The organism is Bartonella sp. AA126HLJHH, from assembly GCF_042197425.1.
GTDB lineage: Bacteria > Pseudomonadota > Alphaproteobacteria > Rhizobiales > Rhizobiaceae > Bartonella.
In genome coordinates this window covers 23,583-42,501 of record NZ_JBHIRU010000006.1, presented here as the reverse complement: position 1 = coordinate 42,501, position 18,919 = coordinate 23,583, and the positions used below count along the sequence as shown (strand labels likewise).

Here is an 18,919-nt window from a genome sequence, read left to right as displayed (position 1 = left end):
AACATTCCTATAAACATTTGTTTATAGGAAAAAAAGTCAAGCATACAACGCATATTCTCATCTATTTTGTTCTCTCTATTTTATCATACTATGAAAAAAATAGGCTAATGTAAAAAACAAACAGATCTTATCTCCCTGCTTCTCGTTATAATGAGAATACATTGATTTATAATAATAATTCATTTTTAACTTGAATAAAAAACCGTAATACCGTAGATTTTCCTCATTTCAAATCTATTCATGATAAATCAATCCAAATCATTCTCTTACAGCTCATAAACGGAGGGGACAGATGGATAAAAATGCCTTTTATGCCCACCTCAAAACAAGAACTGCATACTATTGAGAAAAAATAACATGATAATGCCAGCTTGCATTTTTATTAAGTAAAGATGATAATACTCAATGACCAAGGCATTTGTAGAAGTAATACTATACGCTTCATCCCCTCCTTTTCATTGCAGTTTTACAAAAAATAACCGGTTATATATCATGAGTAAAATAACCCTATTTAGGTCATAATTTCATAAAGTGTCTCTTACTCTTTTCAATGAATAAAAACTCCCACAGAGTACACACACACTTTATTTATGAAATAACAAACGCAATAAAATACACTATTATTCTAACAAAGTTGCGATAAGATAAAAAATTCTAGCGTGTAAGAGGTTTATAATTTGCATGCTTAGGATTAAGAGATTCCGCCCCAAGACGACGAACTTTATCAGCCTCATATTCAGCAAAATTACCTTCAAACCATTCTACATGACCATCACCTTCAAAGGCTAAAATATGTGTTGCCAATCGATCAAGAAACATACGATCATGCGATATGATAACTGCACAACCAGCGAAATTTTCCAATGCATCTTCCAATGCACCCAATGTTTCAGTATCAAGATCATTTGTCGGTTCATCAAGAAGAAGCACATTCCCCCCCTCTTTTAGAAGTTTCGCCAAATGTACGCGATTGCGCTGCCCTCCTGATAAATTTGCCACCTTCTGCTGCTGATCTGCCCCCTTGAAATTAAAAGCCCCGCAATAAGCGCGGCTATTCATCTCATATTTGCCTAATTTAATAATGTCATTTCCACCAGAAATTTCCTCCCAAACAGTTTTATCCCCCACCAAGGAATCGCGACTCTGATCCACATAACTCATGTGAACTGTTTCACCGATACGTATCTGACCTGAATCGGGCTTTTCCTGTCCCGTCAACATTTTAAACAAGGTCGACTTTCCCATACCATTGGCCCCAATAACGCCGACAATGCCACCAGCAGGAAGTTTAAAAGAAAGAGAATCAATCAATACACGTTCACCATAAGCTTTAGAGAGATTATCAACCTCAATAACAACTTGTCCTAATCTTTCTCCAATAGGAATAATGATTTGCGCCTCTCCAGGACGGCGCTCACGTGCTGATTGAACCAACTCATCATAAGCCTTAATCCGAGCTTTTGACTTTGCTTGTCGCCCTTTTGGACTAGAAGCAATCCATTCTTGCTCACGTGATAAAGCACGTTGACGCGCTGCCTCTTCACGGCCTTCCTGAGCCAAACGCTTGGCTTTAGCCCCCAAATAAGCAGAATAGTTCCCCTCATAAGGAATACCTCTACCGCGATCTAATTCTAAAATCCAACCCGTTACATTGTCGAGAAAATAACGATCATGGGTTATCAAAAGCACAGCCCCAGGATATTCACGTAGATGCCTCTCAAGCCAAGCCGTCGTTTCAGCATCTAAATGGTTTGTCGGTTCATCCAAAAGTAATAAATCAGGTTTTGACAAAAGCAATTTACAAAGTGCAACACGCCGCTTCTCACCACCCGAAAGTTTTGTTACATCCCCATCGGCTGGCGGACAGCCAAGAGCAGCCATAGCCATTTCCACTTGACTTTCTAAATCCCAAAGATTCTGACTGTCAATAATGTCCTGAAGCTGTGCGCTTTCATCAGCCGTTTCCTCGCTATAATTCATCATCAATTCGTTATAACGCTCAAGAACTTCCTGTTTATCTGCAACACCTTCCATCACATTACCACGCACATCTTTGCTCGCATCAAGCAAAGGTTCTTGTGGTAGATAACCACAGCGTGCTCCTTCAGAAATCCATGCTTCTCCCGTATATTCCTTATCTAGCCCAGCCATAATACGTAAAATAGTTGACTTCCCTGCACCATTCGGCCCTAAAATACCGATCTTCGCATCTGGATAAAAAGACAAATGAATATTTTCTAGAACTTTTTTATTGCCGTAAGACTTGTTAAGCCCAGCCATATGATAGATAAATTGACGTGCCATAAATTTCTCTTTATATTATGCGATATTAAAGATTAGGATTTTGAAAAAACTGCTTTTGCTTTTTGAAACTGTACAGTAAATAGCACTTACGTCGTATCAAAAGCTTTCGCTTTATATTGGTACATTTTTTCTAATCTCACAAGCCCCAGTATGGTCCTGAATGCAAAAAAACATCCCCCTAAAGAGCAAAAAGCAAATCTTTTTAGCTGTACCTGAAACCTGTTATCAAACATTGCCTCTCTTTTCCATACCAGATATAACATTGTATTTTTATCGTATTAAACCGACTTATCAATGTAATATGATACCACAAAGAAAAGCAATTCTCTATGCGCCTTCTTTTCTCGCTTTATGGGCTTTATATTACGCAGTAAAAAATCCTTCTCTTTTTTCATCGATTTTTTGCTACGGAAAGCAATGGACTTCACCCCTTGCCTTGATATGGCTTAAATTACGTTTACAAAACGACCGCCGCCTTATGGGATCTGACGTCCCAAGCCCAATGATCATGAAAGCTTTGCATCAACACGTAGCAACAAATGACTACAGCGCACTTCCCATTGGTACGTGGTTACAATTCGTAAAAAACTATAAAACCAATTGTAAAAACTTATCCATCCCCCTCTTTTGGCTTGATAATTATAAAAATAATATCAATATCCAGCACATCATTTCAAAACTTCAAGACGACATATAGCTTTTTAAAAATACGATAAAAGCTCATCTCGTATAGGAATATATTTATGGAAAAAAAAGCCTTAATCGTTATTGATGTTCAAAATGACTTCTTACTAGGTGGAGCACTTGCCGTACCTCAAGGTGATGCTATTTTACCCGCCGTCAATAATCTCATAAATCATTTTGACCACGTTATCTTAACCCAAGACTGGCATCCCAAAAACCATTGCAGCTTTGCTTCCTGTTATCCTGAAAAAAAGCCCTATGATACAGTCATTCTTGACTATGGTCCTCAAATACTTTGGCCTGATCATTGCATACGAGGAACACAAGGAGCAGAATTCCATCCATCTCTTAGAGCAGAAAAGGCACAACTTATCCTTAGAAAAGGCTATAATCAAAAAATGGATAGCTATTCTGCTTTTCTTGAAAATGATCAAAAAACACCAACAGGTTTACAAGTTTATCTCAAAGAACATGGTTTTACTAAGCTCATTATGTGTGGCTTAGCAACTGATTTTTGTGTCGGATTTTCTGCTCTTCACGCTATACAATGCGGTTTTAAAGTCAGTGTTTCATTAAATGCCTGTGCTGGTATTGATGTAAACGGATCACTAAACACTATGCTTAAAACAATGAACGAAGCCGGTATAGAACTTTTAATGGTCTCTTAAAATATCCTTCTCTAATCTACCATTATAATACACTGATTTATAAAGGATAAATCATTTTGCACATATTTAAGTAAGAGTCCAGAATATCGTAAATTCTCTCATTTCAAACCTGTTTCAAAAACATTCTTTTACACGTTACAAAGAGAATCAATGTATGAATAAATCATTCAAAAAAACAGTAAGAATGCTTCTTATGACCCATTAAATGTAAGAGCTTGTCATAATATTGAAAGCTGGTAAAAAGTATAACATCAGCTTTCTATCTTATATTTAGGTCAAAAAGTATCCTAGAGATTGTACATTATTGGCTTCATGGGTAGTATCATGCAATGAACTCAACTTTAAAAAAACGCAAATAAGTAATAAAATAGTATTTTATTTTGCATAAAAGACCTCTTTCTATTCAAAGATATGCGATAAACAAAAGTGTGAAAAAGGAAGAAATCTCCATTACTTAGATACAACATGTTTATCTAATTGACGATGCTTAAAACGAATCGAAGAATATAATGCCATTCCAATAATACAGACTCCCACAAGTCCTGTTAAAACTTCAGGAACCGATATAATCGTTTGCAGATACATAACCACTGCAAGAACTAGAATTGCATAAAAAGCACCATGCTCTAAATAACGATAATGCAATAATGTTCCTGATTCAACCAACATAATTGTCATAGAACGAACGTAAAATGCTCCGATACCAAGACCTATCGCAATAATAAAAAGGTTGTGTGAAAAGGCAAAAGCACCAACCACGCCATCGAAAGAAAAACTAGCATCAAGAACTTCTAAATAAAGAAACGCCCCTACTCCCCCGTGAGCTACTGTTGTTAAAGTCTTTTGAGGAGTATCCAAGAGATGACCGACAACTTCAACACCGATAAAGGTCAAAAGTCCATAAAGTGCTGCCAATAAAAAAGTTATTTTATTTTCTGCATCAATCTGAGCTGAAACAAATAAGATCAAAATCAAAACAATTGCAATATCAATTCCAACAAGCGCCCCAAACTTTTGAGCAGGTCTCTCTATAATATTAAGCCAATGCACTTCTTTTTCAGAATCAAAAAAATATTTTAAGCCAACCATCATAAGGAAAGTTCCTCCAAAAGCAGCAATCCCCATATGCGCATCGGTTAAAACTTCAGCATATCGATGTGGTTCCCATATCGCTAATTTGACTGCCGCAATTGGATTAATCCCAACAGCAACGACAACCACCAATAATGGAAAAACAATTCTCATCCCAAATACAGCTATCAAAATGCCCCATATAAGAAAACGACGACGCCACAATGGACTCATTCTACTAAGAACACGCGCATTGATAATAGAATTATCAAAAGATAAAGAAATTTCCAAAATTCCTAAAACAAAGCAAATAAAAAAATATTTAAGAAAACCAGTAATACTTTCCGTTTCAAACCAACCAATAACCCCTCCTAAAAAGACACCAATAATCGTGAAAAAAAAAGCAAACCCAAAATAGCGTAATAGGGCCATGATCATTCCTCAAAGTTTATTTTCTACTTCATCTAAGCACACCCAGTACCAATCCAAAGTTTGCATCTCTTTAAAGTTGCATCTATTAATGCAGAGGTGTATAGAATATATATGGTAAAGTTACATGAAAATTCTCTCAAAAAAAGCAAGAGACAAATGTAGCAACAAGGAATTTTGTTTTGAAGTGAATATCAATTGTCAATACAATAAGTGCAAGATTGCTTTCTATCTACACAAATAAAAAAAAACAAGAAATTAAAGCTATAATATTGACATTATATCATAGAATATTAATACATAGTGTGCTTTTATTATTTAATGATTTATACCATGATGATTTACCGAGGGAGATAATTCGTGGCACGTCCTGAAACTGAATCAAAAACCATATTTGGAAAACGTTTACGTTATGTACGTCTTGCTTTAGGCGATCCATCACGTGAAACCTTAGCTAAAAGTTTTAGCATGACAAAAAATTCCATTGCTTTTTATGAGCGTGGAGAGAGAGAACCCAATCTTAGTGTCTTACAAACATACCGCACGTTATATGGTGTCAATATTAATTGGCTTTTAACTGGACAAGGAAAAATGTTTGACACCGAATATACAAAAGGTGATTTTGACTGGAATTATTTTATTAAAAAAATCGAAGGACTGGAAGAAACACTTGCCGATAGTGATCGTAGCGAAAAACTAAATCAAGAAAAAATCGACAGTTCTTATGAAAAATTGCAGCAATATTTGTCAAGACAAGGTTTATCAAATGGTTTTAACCCTAAAACTACAACCTCTCTTATCGATATGAAAGCTAAAATGGCCAATTCTTATACCCTTAGCTTATTCATTGATTTACTCATTCGAAGCGTATCCCAAAAAGAGGTTATAGCTAATCAATAAACGTCTATTTCAAAAGAAAAAGCAAGAAATGATTAAACACCAGTATGGAAAAAAGTATTTTTTACTTTATCCATGCTGGTGAAGTTTTATATAATTTATAGACTTTATTTCTGTAACGACAGAAAAATATTTGCATTGTAAATGAAAGTATAGTGTCTTTAAATTAAAAAAAATAATTTTATAGTATAAAATTCTCATTCATGTCTTATTGACAATATTTTTTTTCTTGTTAAAAGAATAATAGCTCTCATAGAAATTATTTTTTAAGGTCAGAAAATTTAAGGGGAATATATTGACGACTTCCTAGAGAGACATACATTAATGTTTACAAGTGGATTAGTTAAATATTTATCCTGAAAATTATCAGCTATTTTATGAGGTGGGAAGCATGTATTTTGAGGTGTTTCAAGGAGTTCACAATCAATGGTACTGGCGTTTAATCTCAGGAGATGCACAAAAAATTGCTTTTTCTAGTAAAGGTTATCCAACAAAACAAGATATCCTAATCAATATTGAGCAAATAAAAGAAATTACACATAAGGCTCTTATTAGAGAACTACAGTCCTAACATTCTTTACCATTAAAACAAGCGTTTATTTTGTATAATGGTATGGTAGTTACTTTTGTGACAAATGAAAAGTGATTGATTTGCCCTCAATGAGAGGAAGTTTTTGTATTATTTCTGACACTCACAAAGAACATTCATATTCTTACAGATTATATGTTTATTTTCAATCATACTCAAATCTCTATAGCCTTTATCAAAAAGAAAATCTCTTAAGTTTTGTATTTTTCATAAAAAATAAACGCACATGAAGAGAAGATAAATCATCAATGAGAAATATATTTACTCTACAAGATATTAATATCTTTTACGTTCATATTCCTCTTCTGTATCTGATAATCATAACTGACTTACCCATTTCATCTTCATAAAAAGCAAATATCTCTTTCTTTCTATTATCATGCAATTTTTTATACCTATTAGCTGAAACTATCGTAGCATTTATACCTTACATCTAAAAAGAACGTGCAAAACTGTTTCCAGCAATAATATAAAATTGCTGGATTGTATAGACGCGCTTTTTAATAACTAGCCTACCTATAAACTGGTTTATCATCATAAACTCTTATTTTATGATCAACGACGCTCTGTCTTATAAACTTAAATGTTGTCATAAAATCAGAGTAAACTTGAATATTCTCTTCCAATACAATCTCTCCATCAGCACCATAATTGGCTTCATTAAAGTTTATCTCTCTCGTCATTCCAATCTTCCTAACACATTTCCAAACCCTTTAATGCAAAATATGAATACAATCACTCTTTATCATCTTCAGATTTAAGCATTTTTTTATATTTCTTTTCATTTTTTTCATATTGCTTAATTTGTTTTTTCAGTTTTTCAATTGCTTGGTCGCGTCTTTTAATCACCATACTTTGCTCTCTAATAGCCCTATCTCGTTCTTCAGTCATCTTCATAGTATCTCTTAAAAACTCATGCTTTATTCTTCTAGATTCCTCTTTTAAAATTTTCACTTGACTGCGATAATATAAAGAAAATCGAAATATAACCCCGCTGCACAACAAAACAACAATCATTGCTCCCAATAAAATTTCGTTTACACTCATTTGGATCTCCCTTAATTGTCGCTCAAGTGATCATCTTGACCAATTTGTTTCATCCTCAATCAAAAAAAGAATGCAATAAATCGCATGTTCCAAGTGTGAACAATCACTCTCGGCGTTCTTATTTTCTCCATTAAAGCATTGATAAATGACGCAAACAAATCTCTGAAAGCGGCTAAATCTACACTCACACCAATTATTTGCGACATATTTATTGACACAAAATACAAAAAATAAGGAACGTCAAATAAAACTAACGACGCAATCCAATCATACAAGCCTTGCCCAAATCGTTCCTATCTTCCTTTTTACGCCATGTGGAATGCGGCTATATATGAAAGTTTTTCATTATTACAAAAATCTTCAGTGTCACAAAGCACAGCATTTCTGTAAAATTTTGCCTTCCCACAAATCTTTACATCACCACAAACTAAAGCATCATTATAAACTCGAGCCTTTCTAAAATCACGAGTATCACCACAAAATTCAATACATTGAGCATTCAAAACTTGATCAAAAAAGACCGCATTAGCATAAACATATGCATCTCCACTCATATTCAAATAACGATAAAGTTCTTATTTTTCATAAACATGCGAACTCTTACGAACCACTAAACAACCATATGTTAATGCATTGTTATCAATAACAACATCATTATAAACACAGACTTCATTATAAACCGCAGCATCATAAAAACACATTCATCCCCATAAGGGCATTGATCGAATGTACAATTCTACCAAACAACCACCTTTGTGGATCAGATTACCTTCCTGTTTAATAAAATATCCAAGATCACTTTTTTGATATTTCCCATTTTTTTACGCATATATACGATATACCATCTGATAGTGATCTAATTTATTACAATAAAGAAGAAATCAGTATTCTTTGTCTATGCAATTTACATTTTTTCTACAGCCATTATCCTATCTCTTAAGGCTCTAAAGCTTCGTTATATTCACACACTACCTCAACGCAGAATTTTTTTTACAAATTCTGATGTTGGGGTATATCTTGATTTATAATGCTGCTACGTATACTATCATAGTGAAATCTCATAAACATACGAGTGTGTATCGCCCTTTCTGGTATACACATTTACTTTTTCACAACCGTGGAACTAAGCAACCATTTTTATTGATTCGAATCTGAAAGTGTATGGGGACATTTTGTTATTAGTTAAAAACAACTCTATATGCTTCCTTAGCGAAGAGCTACACATGGATATTTTCACGCTCCTTGTATCATATATTCTGGATTCGCAACGCAATATTAACGCTATAGCGTAAATATGTAAAGGTCTAAAAATGACAAAGACTGAAAAAGATTGGTTCCAACGCTTAGTTGAATTGATAAAAAGTGACGGACGAACAATGATTGAAATAAGCAGAGCTGCAGGCTGTGGACAAAATTACGTCCAACAAATGATAAATGGAGGCAAGAGACCTTCTGTAGATAAACTCATGGCTATTTTGAATACACTGGGAAATGCTAGTGCCATATATGTAATAACTGGTTTCAACATCTCCGATGAAGACTTAAAACTCATAACTTTGATTTCGTCTGGAGATAAAAAGAAGATTGAAGCCTTAAATGTTCTGTTGAATGAGCAGAATCTGTAGCATTTTCTACTTTATCCAATATCGCTTGCTTTTGAGACGTCGATAAAGACTCCCATTTCACAATAATATCAGATAAAGTTGTTTCAAATTTTTTATCATTCTTCATAGTCATACTCCATGTAGTCACACTATATAACGCTAAAGCGTTCAAAATATATCTCATACCTTAGAAAAAAATATTTGCAATAGGCAGTATGGAAGCAATTGTGTACAAACTTATTTTACAAAATCAGATGAAGTTCTATTAGTCATGTACCATAGTGAAACAGAAAGCATCACACGATCCAGACCTTCTTATGAAAATTGGTATAATCTATCAAAAACGCGAATAATGTTACGCAGATCTTGCGATTCGGACCAATAAAAACTAATGTGAAAATATCCCTGAAGACACTCCTGAACTCTATATAAGAGAACACGAAAAAGCTTTTTTGAAAAAAATACATCACAATTTATTCTACATAGCACCATCTATGTTTTTTTAACAATATTGCAAAGCAAGAATATAACAATGTTATAGGAATAAATTCTTATAAACAGAGCCACACTACCTAAAACTCTGTAACACATTTACAGGTAACCTCTCCTCTAAACGCACCTTGTAAATACTAATATAAGTCTCTATCATAAGCAAAAATGATACTATTAAAAAATAAAACGAATCATCACGCACAATCTTTGTACGTAAATTTTATACAGATTTACAACAAGAGAAAAATCCCCTTATGCAAATGAAGAATTATATTTTCAAAGTATGACTTTGAAGAAGAAGTATACTTTTCCAAAAAAACACCCTCCCTGCCAATAATTTTTCATAAGAGAAAAAACTCATAATAAAGATAAAACTCTCTATACGATCAATACGAGAAAAATGTTAGCAATACAAAAAAGTGCTAGGGTTACCGCAATATTGCCAATTCCTTATCAGAGTAAAATCAAAAAAGACATCTGCTCTTCAATAATAATTCGGATCACATGAAAACTCTATAATTTAAACATTAAGCAAAAAATACACAAAAACAGAAAATGGCATTTTAACAAATTTTCCAATATCATAGAAAACATTTCTTACAGAATAATAAAATGCTTATTACAATAGAATCTGGATGATGCAAAGCGATAGAAACAATCACTCAATTGACTTTTCAAAGAACAATTAATAAAATTCTTTTCAGAAAACACGCCACCGTCACTATGAACAATATTTCTCAAAATATTAAATAGAATTCCTTTCTTGAGAAAAAGAAAATATCAACAAATGTTATCATCGTTGCCCCCATGATACATATGAATGCCCATAGATCACATTCTCTTATACACTAACCTTTCATCACAATGATGCTATTCGAACGTCTAAAAGACATTAACATCACTTAGAAAAAAGCAAATTTACACTAAATGTTTTTTGAGCCATTTGTTCTGAACAGGTACAATCTTTAAAATTGGTTTTATTGAGGTCTGTTTATTTGCAGAACAAGTATAAATAAACTTATCCAATGAAGCTTTTAGCCTTCTATTTTATGAAGAACACCATATAGAAAAAGTACAAAACAGTATATGAATTAAGAAAGTAAATAGCGACCCATATCAGTTAATCCAAATGCTAAAAGGTTGCAAATGAGAGAACTTCTTTGATGAGACTAAGAAAACATACCATCATATTAAAGCGACTGAGAGAAAAAACTGCAACAAACAACGACCAAAAGCTTCTAACACAAACAGGAAAATAAATAAAAAACGAAAAAGGTAGAATCTCAAAACTTTTATATAAGCGATCCATTTTTCTATTGTACATTTCCCTATTGGTGGGCCCGGAGGGACTCGAACCCCCAACCAAGCGGTTATGAGCCGCTGGCTCTAACCAATTGAGCTACAGGCCCTAAATAGGTTGTTTCTCTCTAAACTAAAATGCCCTATGATACAAGAGCTGACAAAGATTATAACCCATCTTTTTCTCTTTTCTATTGGTTTTTTTTTCAGTGCTCTAATTTCTTTACAAAAACTCTTAAAAATGAGAGAATAATTAACTGACAAATATAAAGGTATAGATATGATAGAAAAGAAAATTCAACCACTGAAGAGTTCTCGGGTTAAAACAGTTATATTAGCATTTACACTCTTAGCCACATCGTTGACTGTACGTGCTTATGCTGAAGAAAATAAAATGAAAAATGCAACGATTACAGTGACAGCAATCGGAGAAAGTCAAGCAACACCGGATATGGCCATTATTAATCTAGCCGTTGTTACCTATGACAAAACTGCCCAAAAGGCATTAGCTTCCAATAATCAATCCATCAATGATATTATAAACGCTTTTAAAAACAATGGCATCCAAGCAAATGATTTGCAAACATCAGGCTTATCCATTTATCAGTCGACCTCTGATAAACACCACGAAAAAAAGAATAATGAAAAACTCTATCATGTTTCAAATTCTTTAACCGTGCGCATTCGTGATCTTACCAATGCTGGTAAAATCTTTGATCAAGCGATGACACTAGGTGTTAATTCAGTTAACGGCATTACTTTTACCAACGCAGATACAAAGCCATTTTATCAAGCAGCACGTAAAAAAGCCATTACTGAAGCCATTGAAAAAGCGCAAACGATAGCGCAAGCAGCCGATTTAAAATTAGGAAAAATTATTGAAATCAATGAAAAGGATGATTACTATCACCCAACACCACGTCTCATGAGTAGAGCAGCAGATGTAAGCTACGCAAATACAAATTTTGCAGGTGGTGAATTAAATTATAACGTGAGCGTCACTGTAGTCTTTGCGATCGATTAAGTCACAAACAAGTTGTATAAAAAATCATATTACTGGCCTTCACGTAGAAGACCAGTAATGTGATAAAGATAATCTTCCTCAGATAATAATTCGTCTTCGTAAATCTCTATTTGTCCGCGTGCAGAAATATGCGCTGTATGTACCGTCTGACAATCCCCTGATACCAATGGATGCCACCAATGAAGATCTTTTCCCTCATAAATTAATCTATAAGCACAACTTTCTGGGAGCCAACGCGCTGTTTTAACTGTCGTAATGTCTAGCGATATACAATCTGGTACAATTGATTTACGATGAGCATAATCTCGACACCTGCAGGTTTCCCCATCTAAAAGACGACAAGCAATACTGGTTGCATAAAGGTCACCCGTATCATCGTCCTCAACTTTATGGAGACAACAACAGCCACAGCCATCACAAAGGCTCTCCCACTCAGAAATGGAAATCTCTTCTAATTTTTTTACTTTCCAAAAGGGAAGTTCTCCACTCATAAACTCAGACACACCTTTTTTAATTAAGACGATCTATAAAAAATGAAACGTTTAATTTCTATAATTTTATCTATTTCTGTCTCTTAAAAAGATTCAACTCAATGTATACTTTAAACCATGTTCTTAAAAGCTATCTGAATAAAAAGAGAATATTCAAAAATAGCGCATATAAATGAACATAACCTATTGAAACATCTCTTTGTAAACTTAACGAAGAATAAAATGCGTCACCTAAAATGATAGAAAAATTCCGTAAAGAATATACATTTTTCATCAAAAAGTCCGTATGTTGCAATATAAGTTTATTCCTAATAGATCTCATTTCTTAAAAACGAGCCGCGCTATACGCAAGGTAATGTTTTTATCGTTCATTTCTTGAAAGCCCCCCTACTCTCTACTCCATAACCACCCTTTGCCCTATATCTATTCTTTTGAGACAGAGAAGTATAAAGCCCCAAAACTAAGAAAAACATTAAACATCGAAAACTTTCTAGATTGTTCAAATTCTTCCTATGTTTTTCTCAAGAAAGCATCCAAGTACAACATGAAGCACCTCCCCCCTTCATTAGGAAGAAAGAGGGAGTTATTAAAATGCACACGAATTCTTTTATTTAAGAATCGAGAAAACTGCGCAATTTTCGTGAACGGCTAGGATGTTTTAATTTACGAAGTGCCTTTGCTTCAATTTGACGAATACGCTCTCTTGTAACTGAGAACTGCTGTCCCACTTCTTCCAATGTGTGATCGGTATTCATCCCTATTCCAAAACGCATCCGCAAAACACGTTCTTCTCGTGGTGTTAATGAAGCAAGAACGCGTGTTGTCGTATCTCGCAGATTAGCTTGGATAGCTGCATCAATTGGTAATAACGCATTCCTATCCTCAATAAAATCACCCAAATGGGAATCATCTTCATCACCAACAGGCGTTTCGAGAGAAATAGGTTCTTTTGCAATTTTAAGAACTTTTCGTACTTTTTCTAACGGCATAGAAAGCTTGCTAGATAATTCTTCTGGTGTTGGTTCTCGTCCAATTTCATGGAGAATCTGACGCGAGGTACGAACGATTTTATTAATTGTTTCAATCATATGAACAGGAATACGAATTGTACGTGCCTGATCAGCAATTGAACGTGTAATAGCTTGACGAATCCACCATGTTGCATAAGTTGAAAATTTGTAGCCGCGCCGATATTCAAACTTATCCACAGCCTTCATCAAACCGATATTGCCCTCTTGAATAAGATCAAGAAACTGCAAACCACGATTGGTGTATTTTTTTGCAATTGAAATGACAAGACGCAAATTAGATTCTACCATCTCTTTTTTCGCAATTGTTGATTCGCGTTCACCTTTCTGCACCTGCATAACAATCCGACGAAATTCACCAATCGAAATAGCCGTTTCTTGCGCAAGATTTTGTATTTCACTTCGCAGTTTTTGGATTTCTTTTGCTTCACGCACCGAAAACTCTTTCCAACCAGGTGTAGGCAAAGCAGAAATATAATTCATCCAATCCGCGTCCAATTCACGCCCTTGGTATTCTTTTAAAAAGTCCTCATGGCCAATGCCATAGCTATTGGCAATCCGTTTCAGCTTACCTTCATTATGAATCAATCTCTTATTAATGTCATAAAGCTGTTCAACCAAAGCTTCGATACGATTTTGGTTTAAAGAAAGAGATTTTACTGCTTGAATCAACTCACCCTTTAATTGAATATATTTCTTCTTCTGAGAGGATGTAAGGGCCCCCTCTTTACGCTCTGCCAAACTGCTTTCAACATGCTGATCTTGTAATTTTCGTAATTTTACATAGGTTTGAGCAATAAAATCCAATGTTTCCATAACTTGAGGACAAAGTTCATTTTCCATTGCAGCAAGCGATAAGTTAACATCGTCCTCGTCCTCTTCATCATCGTCTTCAATGTTTCTCTCTCCTGCGCTCTCCCCCATATTACGTATACCAGAAGACATTTTTTCTTCTACGGTCTTATCAACTTCACTTCGCTCAATAACAGGAGCCTGCTTTGCTTCTGGACCAGCATAAGTCGTTTCAAGATCAATAATTTCACGAAGAAGAATACGCTGCTCTTTTAACTCGTCACGCCAGATAATAAGAGCCTGAAAAGTCAAAGGACTCTCACAAAGTCCTGCAATCATTGTCTCACGCCCTGCTTCAATACGCTTAGCAATGGCAATTTCGCCTTCCCGCGAAAGAAGCTCAACAGCTCCCATCTCACGCAAATACATACGCACCGGATCATCCGTACGATCTGTTACTTCGCGTTTATTCGTTGTCGTTGCAATTGCGTGGCTAGAGGCTTCTACTAAATCACCCCCCTCTACCGTAACTTCTTCTTCATAATTTTCAGACTCGACTTCATCCTCATCATCCACAACATTAACCCCCATCTCAGAGAACATCGCCAAGATATCTTCAATTTGTTCGGATGTAACCTCGTCAGAAGGAAGAACTGCATTGAGTTCATCCATTGTTACGTAACCATTTTTTTTGGCAAGTTTAATCATTTTCTTGATGGCATCATCAGAAAAATCAAGAAGAGGACTATCCAAACTCGCTTGGTTTGTTACTTCTGCATTATCTTTCTGTTTAACCTTTGTTGCCATACCATAACTCCACTCGATCACTTCACAGTTTCCATGTAACCATAGTTTCCATGTGACCAGTTTTTTTGTTCTCACTAAAATCTACCAATAGTTACTCATATATACTTCCTGTTAAGAGATTACCATTGGAAAGAATACATTTTGTATACGCCCTGACATCCAGACAAACTTGACATCCAGACAAAAACGCGGGAAAACTCCAGAAGTTTCCCCGACACCTCTCAGCCCTTCTGAGATAATCTCTGCACCCTATCGTAAGAACCAATTTCCCGCTTTTCCTAAAATTTACCCGCTTTTCCTAAAATTTAATTGTCATCTTTATAAAAATGTCACTCCACATAAACTTCCTCATCTAAAATTTAAGTGACTGATTCGCATTAAAAAAGCGAATCATTTTATCGTATCTTGTGTATTCCCGTCTATTTTTTCATCCAACCAACTTCCAAATCCTTCAATTAACGCTTCTGTTGCCTGCATCTGCTCCAGCTCATTTTTTACCTCACGAAGCAGATCAAAAACCTCACTCTTAGGATTTTCTACAAGTTGCTCTTCAATATCCTGTAACCTCTTATGTAGGTGGTGTTCTTGAAGATGCAAGTAGACAGCTTGTTTTAATATAGCACGCGCATCTTCTATAGGGGCTCCACCAAGAATAATACGCATACCAATATTTTGCACAAGATGTTTCATACGCTCTAACAGAGCCTTTTGCCCTCTTTTTTCTAAGAACGCAACCATCGTCTCTTTATCATGAAGCTGTTGGTCCCCAAGAATTTCCAACATAGCTTGATGAAAAATTATCAATTGAGTATTTTTTAATTCTAACTCAGAAAGAATTTCAAAATTTTCATACCACAACTCAGGATAGTAAGCTAAAGTGAGTAAAATGACTGCTTCACGCAAAGGGATAGATTGCGAAGAATTTCGTACTATTTCAGAATTTGCTAACAGAGAAAAGGTTTGATCTTTAAAGGTCCTATTTGGTGAAGATTGACCATATCGCCCTTCCCCCTTTTGTTTTGAAAAAGAGGGACGAAAAAAATCAAAAAGGCGTTTTTTTACATCTTGCAAATAATAACGACGGACATCTTCATCCTTAATCGTAAAAATTTGTTGTTTTAGTTGTTTTTCTAGCGCTGCTCGTGCCTCTGGAATTTCAAAATGCTTTCCATAGGTAGCACGCCACCATAAAAGCTCACTCAAAGGAATAGCTTTTTGCAAAAAAGAAGAAAAAAGCTGAGCTCCACCAGCACAAACAATTTCATCAGGATCTTTCCCTTGTGGCAACAAAACAAAGCGTACACAAACCCCAGCCTTTAAAAGAGGCAACACACGATCAGCAACACGAAAAGCAGCTTTTAAACCAGCATCATCACCATCAAAACACAAAATAGGTTCCTTCCCCATCTGCCATAAAAGCTCAATTTGCGCTTCCGTTAATGCTGTCCCTAAGGGTGCTACAACTCCTTCAAAACCAGCTTTAGTCAATGCAATGACATCCATATACCCCTCAACAACAAGGAGTGAATGAATTTTTTCATCGCCAACAAAGCGACTATTTTTGCGAGCTGCTGCCGCGTTATAAAGTATATTTCCTTTATGAAACAGCACTGTTTCAGGGCTATTGAGATATTTTGCTCGTGTCTCTTTCTCTAATGCACGCCCTCCGAAAGCCACCACACGTCCACGCAAATCTTCGATAGGAAACATAATGCGATTTCTAAATCGGTCATAAGAATCCGCGCTCTCCTCATGCACTGAGAGAAGCCCACATTCTTCCATTTGCTTTATTGAAATGCCCCGTGTACCTAAAGCTTCTTTCAAAGCCGTACGCCTTACCGGTGCAAAACCAATGCGGAAACGCTCTACAAGCTCTGGTGTAACACCACGTGCATCCAGATAACGACGTGCTTGTATACCTCCTTTATCGCGTAAATTATATTGAAAAAAATCTGTGGCAATTTTCATCACATCATAAAGGTCAGCTTTTTCCAGTTGACGTTTATGACTTTGTGAATCCAAAATAGGGAGTTTCATTCCCGCAAAATCAGCCAAACGCTCTACACTTTCTGAAAAGTGCAATCCATCAAGCTCACACAAAAAGGTAAAAATATCTCCACTTACACCACAACCAAAACAATAATAGCGCCCTTTATGATCATCACAATGAAAACTTGGCGTTTTTTCACCATGAAATGGACAACAACACCAAAAGTCTCCCCGTGAAGGCTTACTTTTTCGAGGATCAAAATCCACCCGTTGACCAATCACTGTTGAAATTGGGAGTCTCGTACGCAGTTCATTAAGGAAATCGGGCGGAAAACGCATTATCTCTCACAGAGTTTGAAAATTCTTTTTTGCATATTTAACGACTTTAGAGCATAATTCCAATACTTCCTCTTAAGCAGTTGTAAAATTTTAAACCCTCAACTGCATATATTTTTAGAAATGGAGAATAAAAAGTGATCGAATTTATTGCTCAATATCCTTGGTTAGAGGCTATTTCTTGGCTTGTTATTCTTACCATAGCTGCCCTTTTAGTGAACTTTCTAGGACGAAAATTACTTATTCACGGAGCAAAAAAACTCTCTTCTTTTCTCCCCCAAAATACAACGATCGATATTAATAATGCTATTCAATACATAGCGGATATCATTTCAGCTTTTATTCTTTCAATTGGTGTTAATTTTATCTCAACATTGCCCGATGCATTTAGCACTGTCATCAGTAATGTTGCCAACGCCTTCATTATCTTCTTTGTCGTCCTGACAATTTCTTCCTGTCTCAATGTCATTAACATCCTTTACGAACAACGACCAACAGCACGACTAAAACCAATAAAAGGTTATATTCAAATTGCTAAAATTGCACTTTTTGCTGTTGCAACAATTTTAATGGTCGCTACATTGATTGACCGCTCCCCTCTTATTCTCTTCTCTGGTCTTGGTGCAATGGCCGCGGTTCTCATGTTAATTTTTCAAGATACGCTTCTCTCTCTCGTTGCCGGTATTCAAATTTCATCTACTGATATGGTTCGCGTTGGTGATTGGATTGAAATCCCCAATCTCGGTGCCGATGGTGATGTTATTGAAATTGCCTTGCATACTGTTAAAGTTCAAAATTTCGACAACACCATCACCTCAGTTCCTATCCGTAAACTTGTGACCGACCCTTTTAAAAATTGGCGTGGAATGCAAGAATCGGGTGGAAGACGCATCAAACGCTCCCTTTTTATTGATCAATCAAGTATCCATTTTCTCACAAAAGAAGAGCAAAAATATCTTTCCCGATTTAATTTATTAGAAAATTATTTCACGCAAAAAGTAGCAGAAATCGAACAATGGAACGCTCAATTAGATAAAAATCATGATGTCTTAGCCAATACGCGCCGTTTAACCAACATTGGAACTTTTCGTGCTTATGTTTTTGCTTATCTACAACAGCATCTAAACATCAACCCTAATATGACCTATATGGCACGACAATTACCTCCTACAGAAAATGGTTTACCCTTAGAAATCTATTGCTTTACGAACACCACCGTTTGGATCGACTATGAACAAATTCAAGGTGATATCTTTGATCACCTTTATTCCATTCTACCCTGTTTCGGTCTAAAGGTTTTTCAAAATCCAAGCGGTTATGATTTTAATCAAGTATTAAAAGCAAAAGTGAAATAAAAACAATAAACTT

At 35.4% G+C, this 18,919-nt stretch carries 17 protein-coding genes and 1 tRNA gene; 7 read left to right on the top strand and 11 right to left on the bottom strand.

From position 1 onward, the window contains the following. Positions 1-654: 654 nt before the first annotated feature. Positions 655-2,304: an energy-dependent translational throttle protein EttA gene (ettA, locus tag ACFIQC_RS04490; protein WP_375611983.1), complete on the bottom strand. Its 1,650-nt coding sequence runs from the start codon at positions 2,302-2,304 to the stop codon at positions 655-657. A 160-nt stretch (positions 2,305-2,464) separates the two neighbouring features. Between ettA and ACFIQC_RS04485 the strand changes: the two genes are divergently transcribed. Next, the gene (locus ACFIQC_RS04485; protein ID WP_375611982.1) at positions 2,465-3,001 is read left to right on the top strand and encodes a hypothetical protein; all 537 of its coding nucleotides are present in this window, start codon (positions 2,465-2,467) and stop codon (positions 2,999-3,001) included. Positions 3,002-3,047: 46 nt separating this feature from the next. Then, positions 3,048-3,656 (top strand): bifunctional nicotinamidase/pyrazinamidase, encoded by a 609-nt coding sequence (pncA, locus tag ACFIQC_RS04480; RefSeq protein ID WP_375621374.1) that lies wholly within the window; start codon positions 3,048-3,050, stop codon positions 3,654-3,656. A 450-nt stretch (positions 3,657-4,106) separates the two neighbouring features. Here pncA and ACFIQC_RS04475 read toward each other — a convergent pair whose 3' ends face one another. After that, positions 4,107-5,159: a DUF475 domain-containing protein gene (locus ACFIQC_RS04475; protein ID WP_375706790.1), complete on the bottom strand. Its 1,053-nt coding sequence runs from the start codon at positions 5,157-5,159 to the stop codon at positions 4,107-4,109. Positions 5,160-5,516: 357 nt separating this feature from the next. Here ACFIQC_RS04475 and ACFIQC_RS04470 point away from each other — a divergent pair, with 357 nt between their 5' ends. Further along, positions 5,517-6,056 carry a helix-turn-helix domain-containing protein gene (locus tag ACFIQC_RS04470; RefSeq protein WP_375621376.1) on the top strand — a complete coding sequence of 180 codons (540 nt, stop codon included), beginning with the start codon at positions 5,517-5,519 and terminating at the stop codon, positions 6,054-6,056. 388 nt (positions 6,057-6,444) lie between these two features. Continuing rightward, positions 6,445-6,624 (top strand): DUF1508 domain-containing protein, encoded by a 180-nt coding sequence (locus ACFIQC_RS04465; protein ID WP_142416545.1) that lies wholly within the window; start codon positions 6,445-6,447, stop codon positions 6,622-6,624. Between the two features lie 530 nt (positions 6,625-7,154). Here the strand turns inward: ACFIQC_RS04465 and ACFIQC_RS04460 are convergent. From ACFIQC_RS04460 to ACFIQC_RS04445, 4 genes are all read right to left on the bottom strand, one after another. Beyond that, the gene (locus ACFIQC_RS04460) at positions 7,155-7,325 is read right to left on the bottom strand and encodes a hypothetical protein (RefSeq protein WP_375621377.1); all 171 of its coding nucleotides are present in this window, start codon (positions 7,323-7,325) and stop codon (positions 7,155-7,157) included. A 52-nt stretch (positions 7,326-7,377) separates the two neighbouring features. Next, positions 7,378-7,689, bottom strand: coding sequence for a hypothetical protein (locus ACFIQC_RS04455; RefSeq protein WP_375611977.1), 312 nt, complete (start codon positions 7,687-7,689; stop codon positions 7,378-7,380). A 305-nt stretch (positions 7,690-7,994) separates the two neighbouring features. Beyond that, positions 7,995-8,243: a hypothetical protein gene (locus tag ACFIQC_RS04450; protein ID WP_375613353.1), complete on the bottom strand. Its 249-nt coding sequence runs from the start codon at positions 8,241-8,243 to the stop codon at positions 7,995-7,997. A gap of 21 nt (positions 8,244-8,264) precedes the next feature. Further along, positions 8,265-8,390 (bottom strand): hypothetical protein, encoded by a 126-nt coding sequence (locus ACFIQC_RS04445; protein ID WP_375611975.1) that lies wholly within the window; start codon positions 8,388-8,390, stop codon positions 8,265-8,267. A 609-nt stretch (positions 8,391-8,999) separates the two neighbouring features. On the opposite strand from ACFIQC_RS04445, the gene ACFIQC_RS04440 reads away from it, so the two are divergent. Further along, positions 9,000-9,314 (top strand): helix-turn-helix domain-containing protein, encoded by a 315-nt coding sequence (locus tag ACFIQC_RS04440; RefSeq protein WP_007347852.1) that lies wholly within the window; start codon positions 9,000-9,002, stop codon positions 9,312-9,314. Here ACFIQC_RS04440 and ACFIQC_RS04435 read toward each other — a convergent pair. Next, positions 9,238-9,420, bottom strand: a complete 183-nt coding sequence (locus ACFIQC_RS04435) for a hypothetical protein (RefSeq protein ID WP_375611974.1) — start codon at positions 9,418-9,420, stop codon at positions 9,238-9,240. The genes ACFIQC_RS04440 and ACFIQC_RS04435 overlap by 77 nt on opposite strands. A gap of 1,697 nt (positions 9,421-11,117) precedes the next feature. Continuing rightward, positions 11,118-11,194 (bottom strand) — tRNA-Ile (locus tag ACFIQC_RS04430). A 170-nt stretch (positions 11,195-11,364) separates the two neighbouring features. Here ACFIQC_RS04430 and ACFIQC_RS04425 point away from each other — a divergent pair. Next, complete coding sequence (locus ACFIQC_RS04425; protein WP_375621378.1) at positions 11,365-12,108, top strand: SIMPL domain-containing protein; 744 nt, start codon at positions 11,365-11,367, stop codon at positions 12,106-12,108. A gap of 29 nt (positions 12,109-12,137) precedes the next feature. Here ACFIQC_RS04425 and ACFIQC_RS04420 read toward each other — a convergent pair whose 3' ends face one another. The 3 genes from ACFIQC_RS04420 to dnaG form a co-directional block, all read right to left on the bottom strand. After that, positions 12,138-12,599, bottom strand: coding sequence for a YcgN family cysteine cluster protein (locus tag ACFIQC_RS04420; protein WP_375628795.1), 462 nt, complete (start codon positions 12,597-12,599; stop codon positions 12,138-12,140). A gap of 611 nt (positions 12,600-13,210) precedes the next feature. Beyond that, positions 13,211-15,226, bottom strand: coding sequence for an RNA polymerase sigma factor RpoD (gene rpoD / locus ACFIQC_RS04415; protein ID WP_375613401.1), 2,016 nt, complete (start codon positions 15,224-15,226; stop codon positions 13,211-13,213). A gap of 390 nt (positions 15,227-15,616) precedes the next feature. Further along, complete coding sequence (gene dnaG, locus ACFIQC_RS04410; RefSeq protein ID WP_375702853.1) at positions 15,617-17,554, bottom strand: DNA primase; 1,938 nt, start codon at positions 17,552-17,554, stop codon at positions 15,617-15,619. 134 nt (positions 17,555-17,688) lie between these two features. Between dnaG and ACFIQC_RS04405 the strand changes: the two genes are divergently transcribed. Further along, a complete protein-coding gene (locus ACFIQC_RS04405; protein ID WP_375621381.1) occupies positions 17,689-18,906 on the top strand; it encodes a mechanosensitive ion channel family protein in 1,218 nt (405 codons plus the stop codon). The last annotated feature ends 13 nt before the right edge of the window (positions 18,907-18,919 follow it).

What these genes read in the sequence shown, in the direction of transcription:
- ettA (WP_375611983.1), bottom strand. Translation starts at nt 2,304, where the DNA reads ATGGCACGTCAATTTATCTATCATATGGCTGGGCTTAACAAGTCTTAC.
- ACFIQC_RS04485 (WP_375611982.1), top strand. Translation starts at nt 2,465, where the DNA reads ATGCAAAAAAACATCCCCCTAAAGAGCAAAAAGCAAATCTTTTTAGCT.
- pncA (WP_375621374.1), top strand. Translation starts at nt 3,048, where the DNA reads ATGGAAAAAAAAGCCTTAATCGTTATTGATGTTCAAAATGACTTCTTA.
- ACFIQC_RS04475 (WP_375706790.1), bottom strand. Translation starts at nt 5,159, where the DNA reads ATGGCCCTATTACGCTATTTTGGGTTTGCTTTTTTTTTCACGATTATT.
- ACFIQC_RS04465 (WP_142416545.1), top strand. Translation starts at nt 6,445, where the DNA reads ATGTATTTTGAGGTGTTTCAAGGAGTTCACAATCAATGGTACTGGCGT.
- ACFIQC_RS04460 (WP_375621377.1), bottom strand. Translation starts at nt 7,325, where the DNA reads ATGACGAGAGAGATAAACTTTAATGAAGCCAATTATGGTGCTGATGGA.
- ACFIQC_RS04455 (WP_375611977.1), bottom strand. Translation starts at nt 7,689, where the DNA reads ATGAGTGTAAACGAAATTTTATTGGGAGCAATGATTGTTGTTTTGTTG.
- ACFIQC_RS04450 (WP_375613353.1), bottom strand. Translation starts at nt 8,243, where the DNA reads ATGAGTGGAGATGCATATGTTTATGCTAATGCGGTCTTTTTTGATCAA.
- ACFIQC_RS04445 (WP_375611975.1), bottom strand. Translation starts at nt 8,390, where the DNA reads ATGTGTTTTTATGATGCTGCGGTTTATAATGAAGTCTGTGTTTATAAT.
- ACFIQC_RS04440 (WP_007347852.1), top strand. Translation starts at nt 9,000, where the DNA reads ATGACAAAGACTGAAAAAGATTGGTTCCAACGCTTAGTTGAATTGATA.
- ACFIQC_RS04435 (WP_375611974.1), bottom strand. Translation starts at nt 9,420, where the DNA reads ATGAAGAATGATAAAAAATTTGAAACAACTTTATCTGATATTATTGTG.
- ACFIQC_RS04425 (WP_375621378.1), top strand. Translation starts at nt 11,365, where the DNA reads ATGATAGAAAAGAAAATTCAACCACTGAAGAGTTCTCGGGTTAAAACA.
- ACFIQC_RS04420 (WP_375628795.1), bottom strand. Translation starts at nt 12,599, where the DNA reads ATGAGTGGAGAACTTCCCTTTTGGAAAGTAAAAAAATTAGAAGAGATT.
- rpoD (WP_375613401.1), bottom strand. Translation starts at nt 15,226, where the DNA reads ATGGCAACAAAGGTTAAACAGAAAGATAATGCAGAAGTAACAAACCAA.
- dnaG (WP_375702853.1), bottom strand. Translation starts at nt 17,554, where the DNA reads ATGCGTTTTCCGCCCGATTTCCTTAATGAACTGCGTACGAGACTCCCA.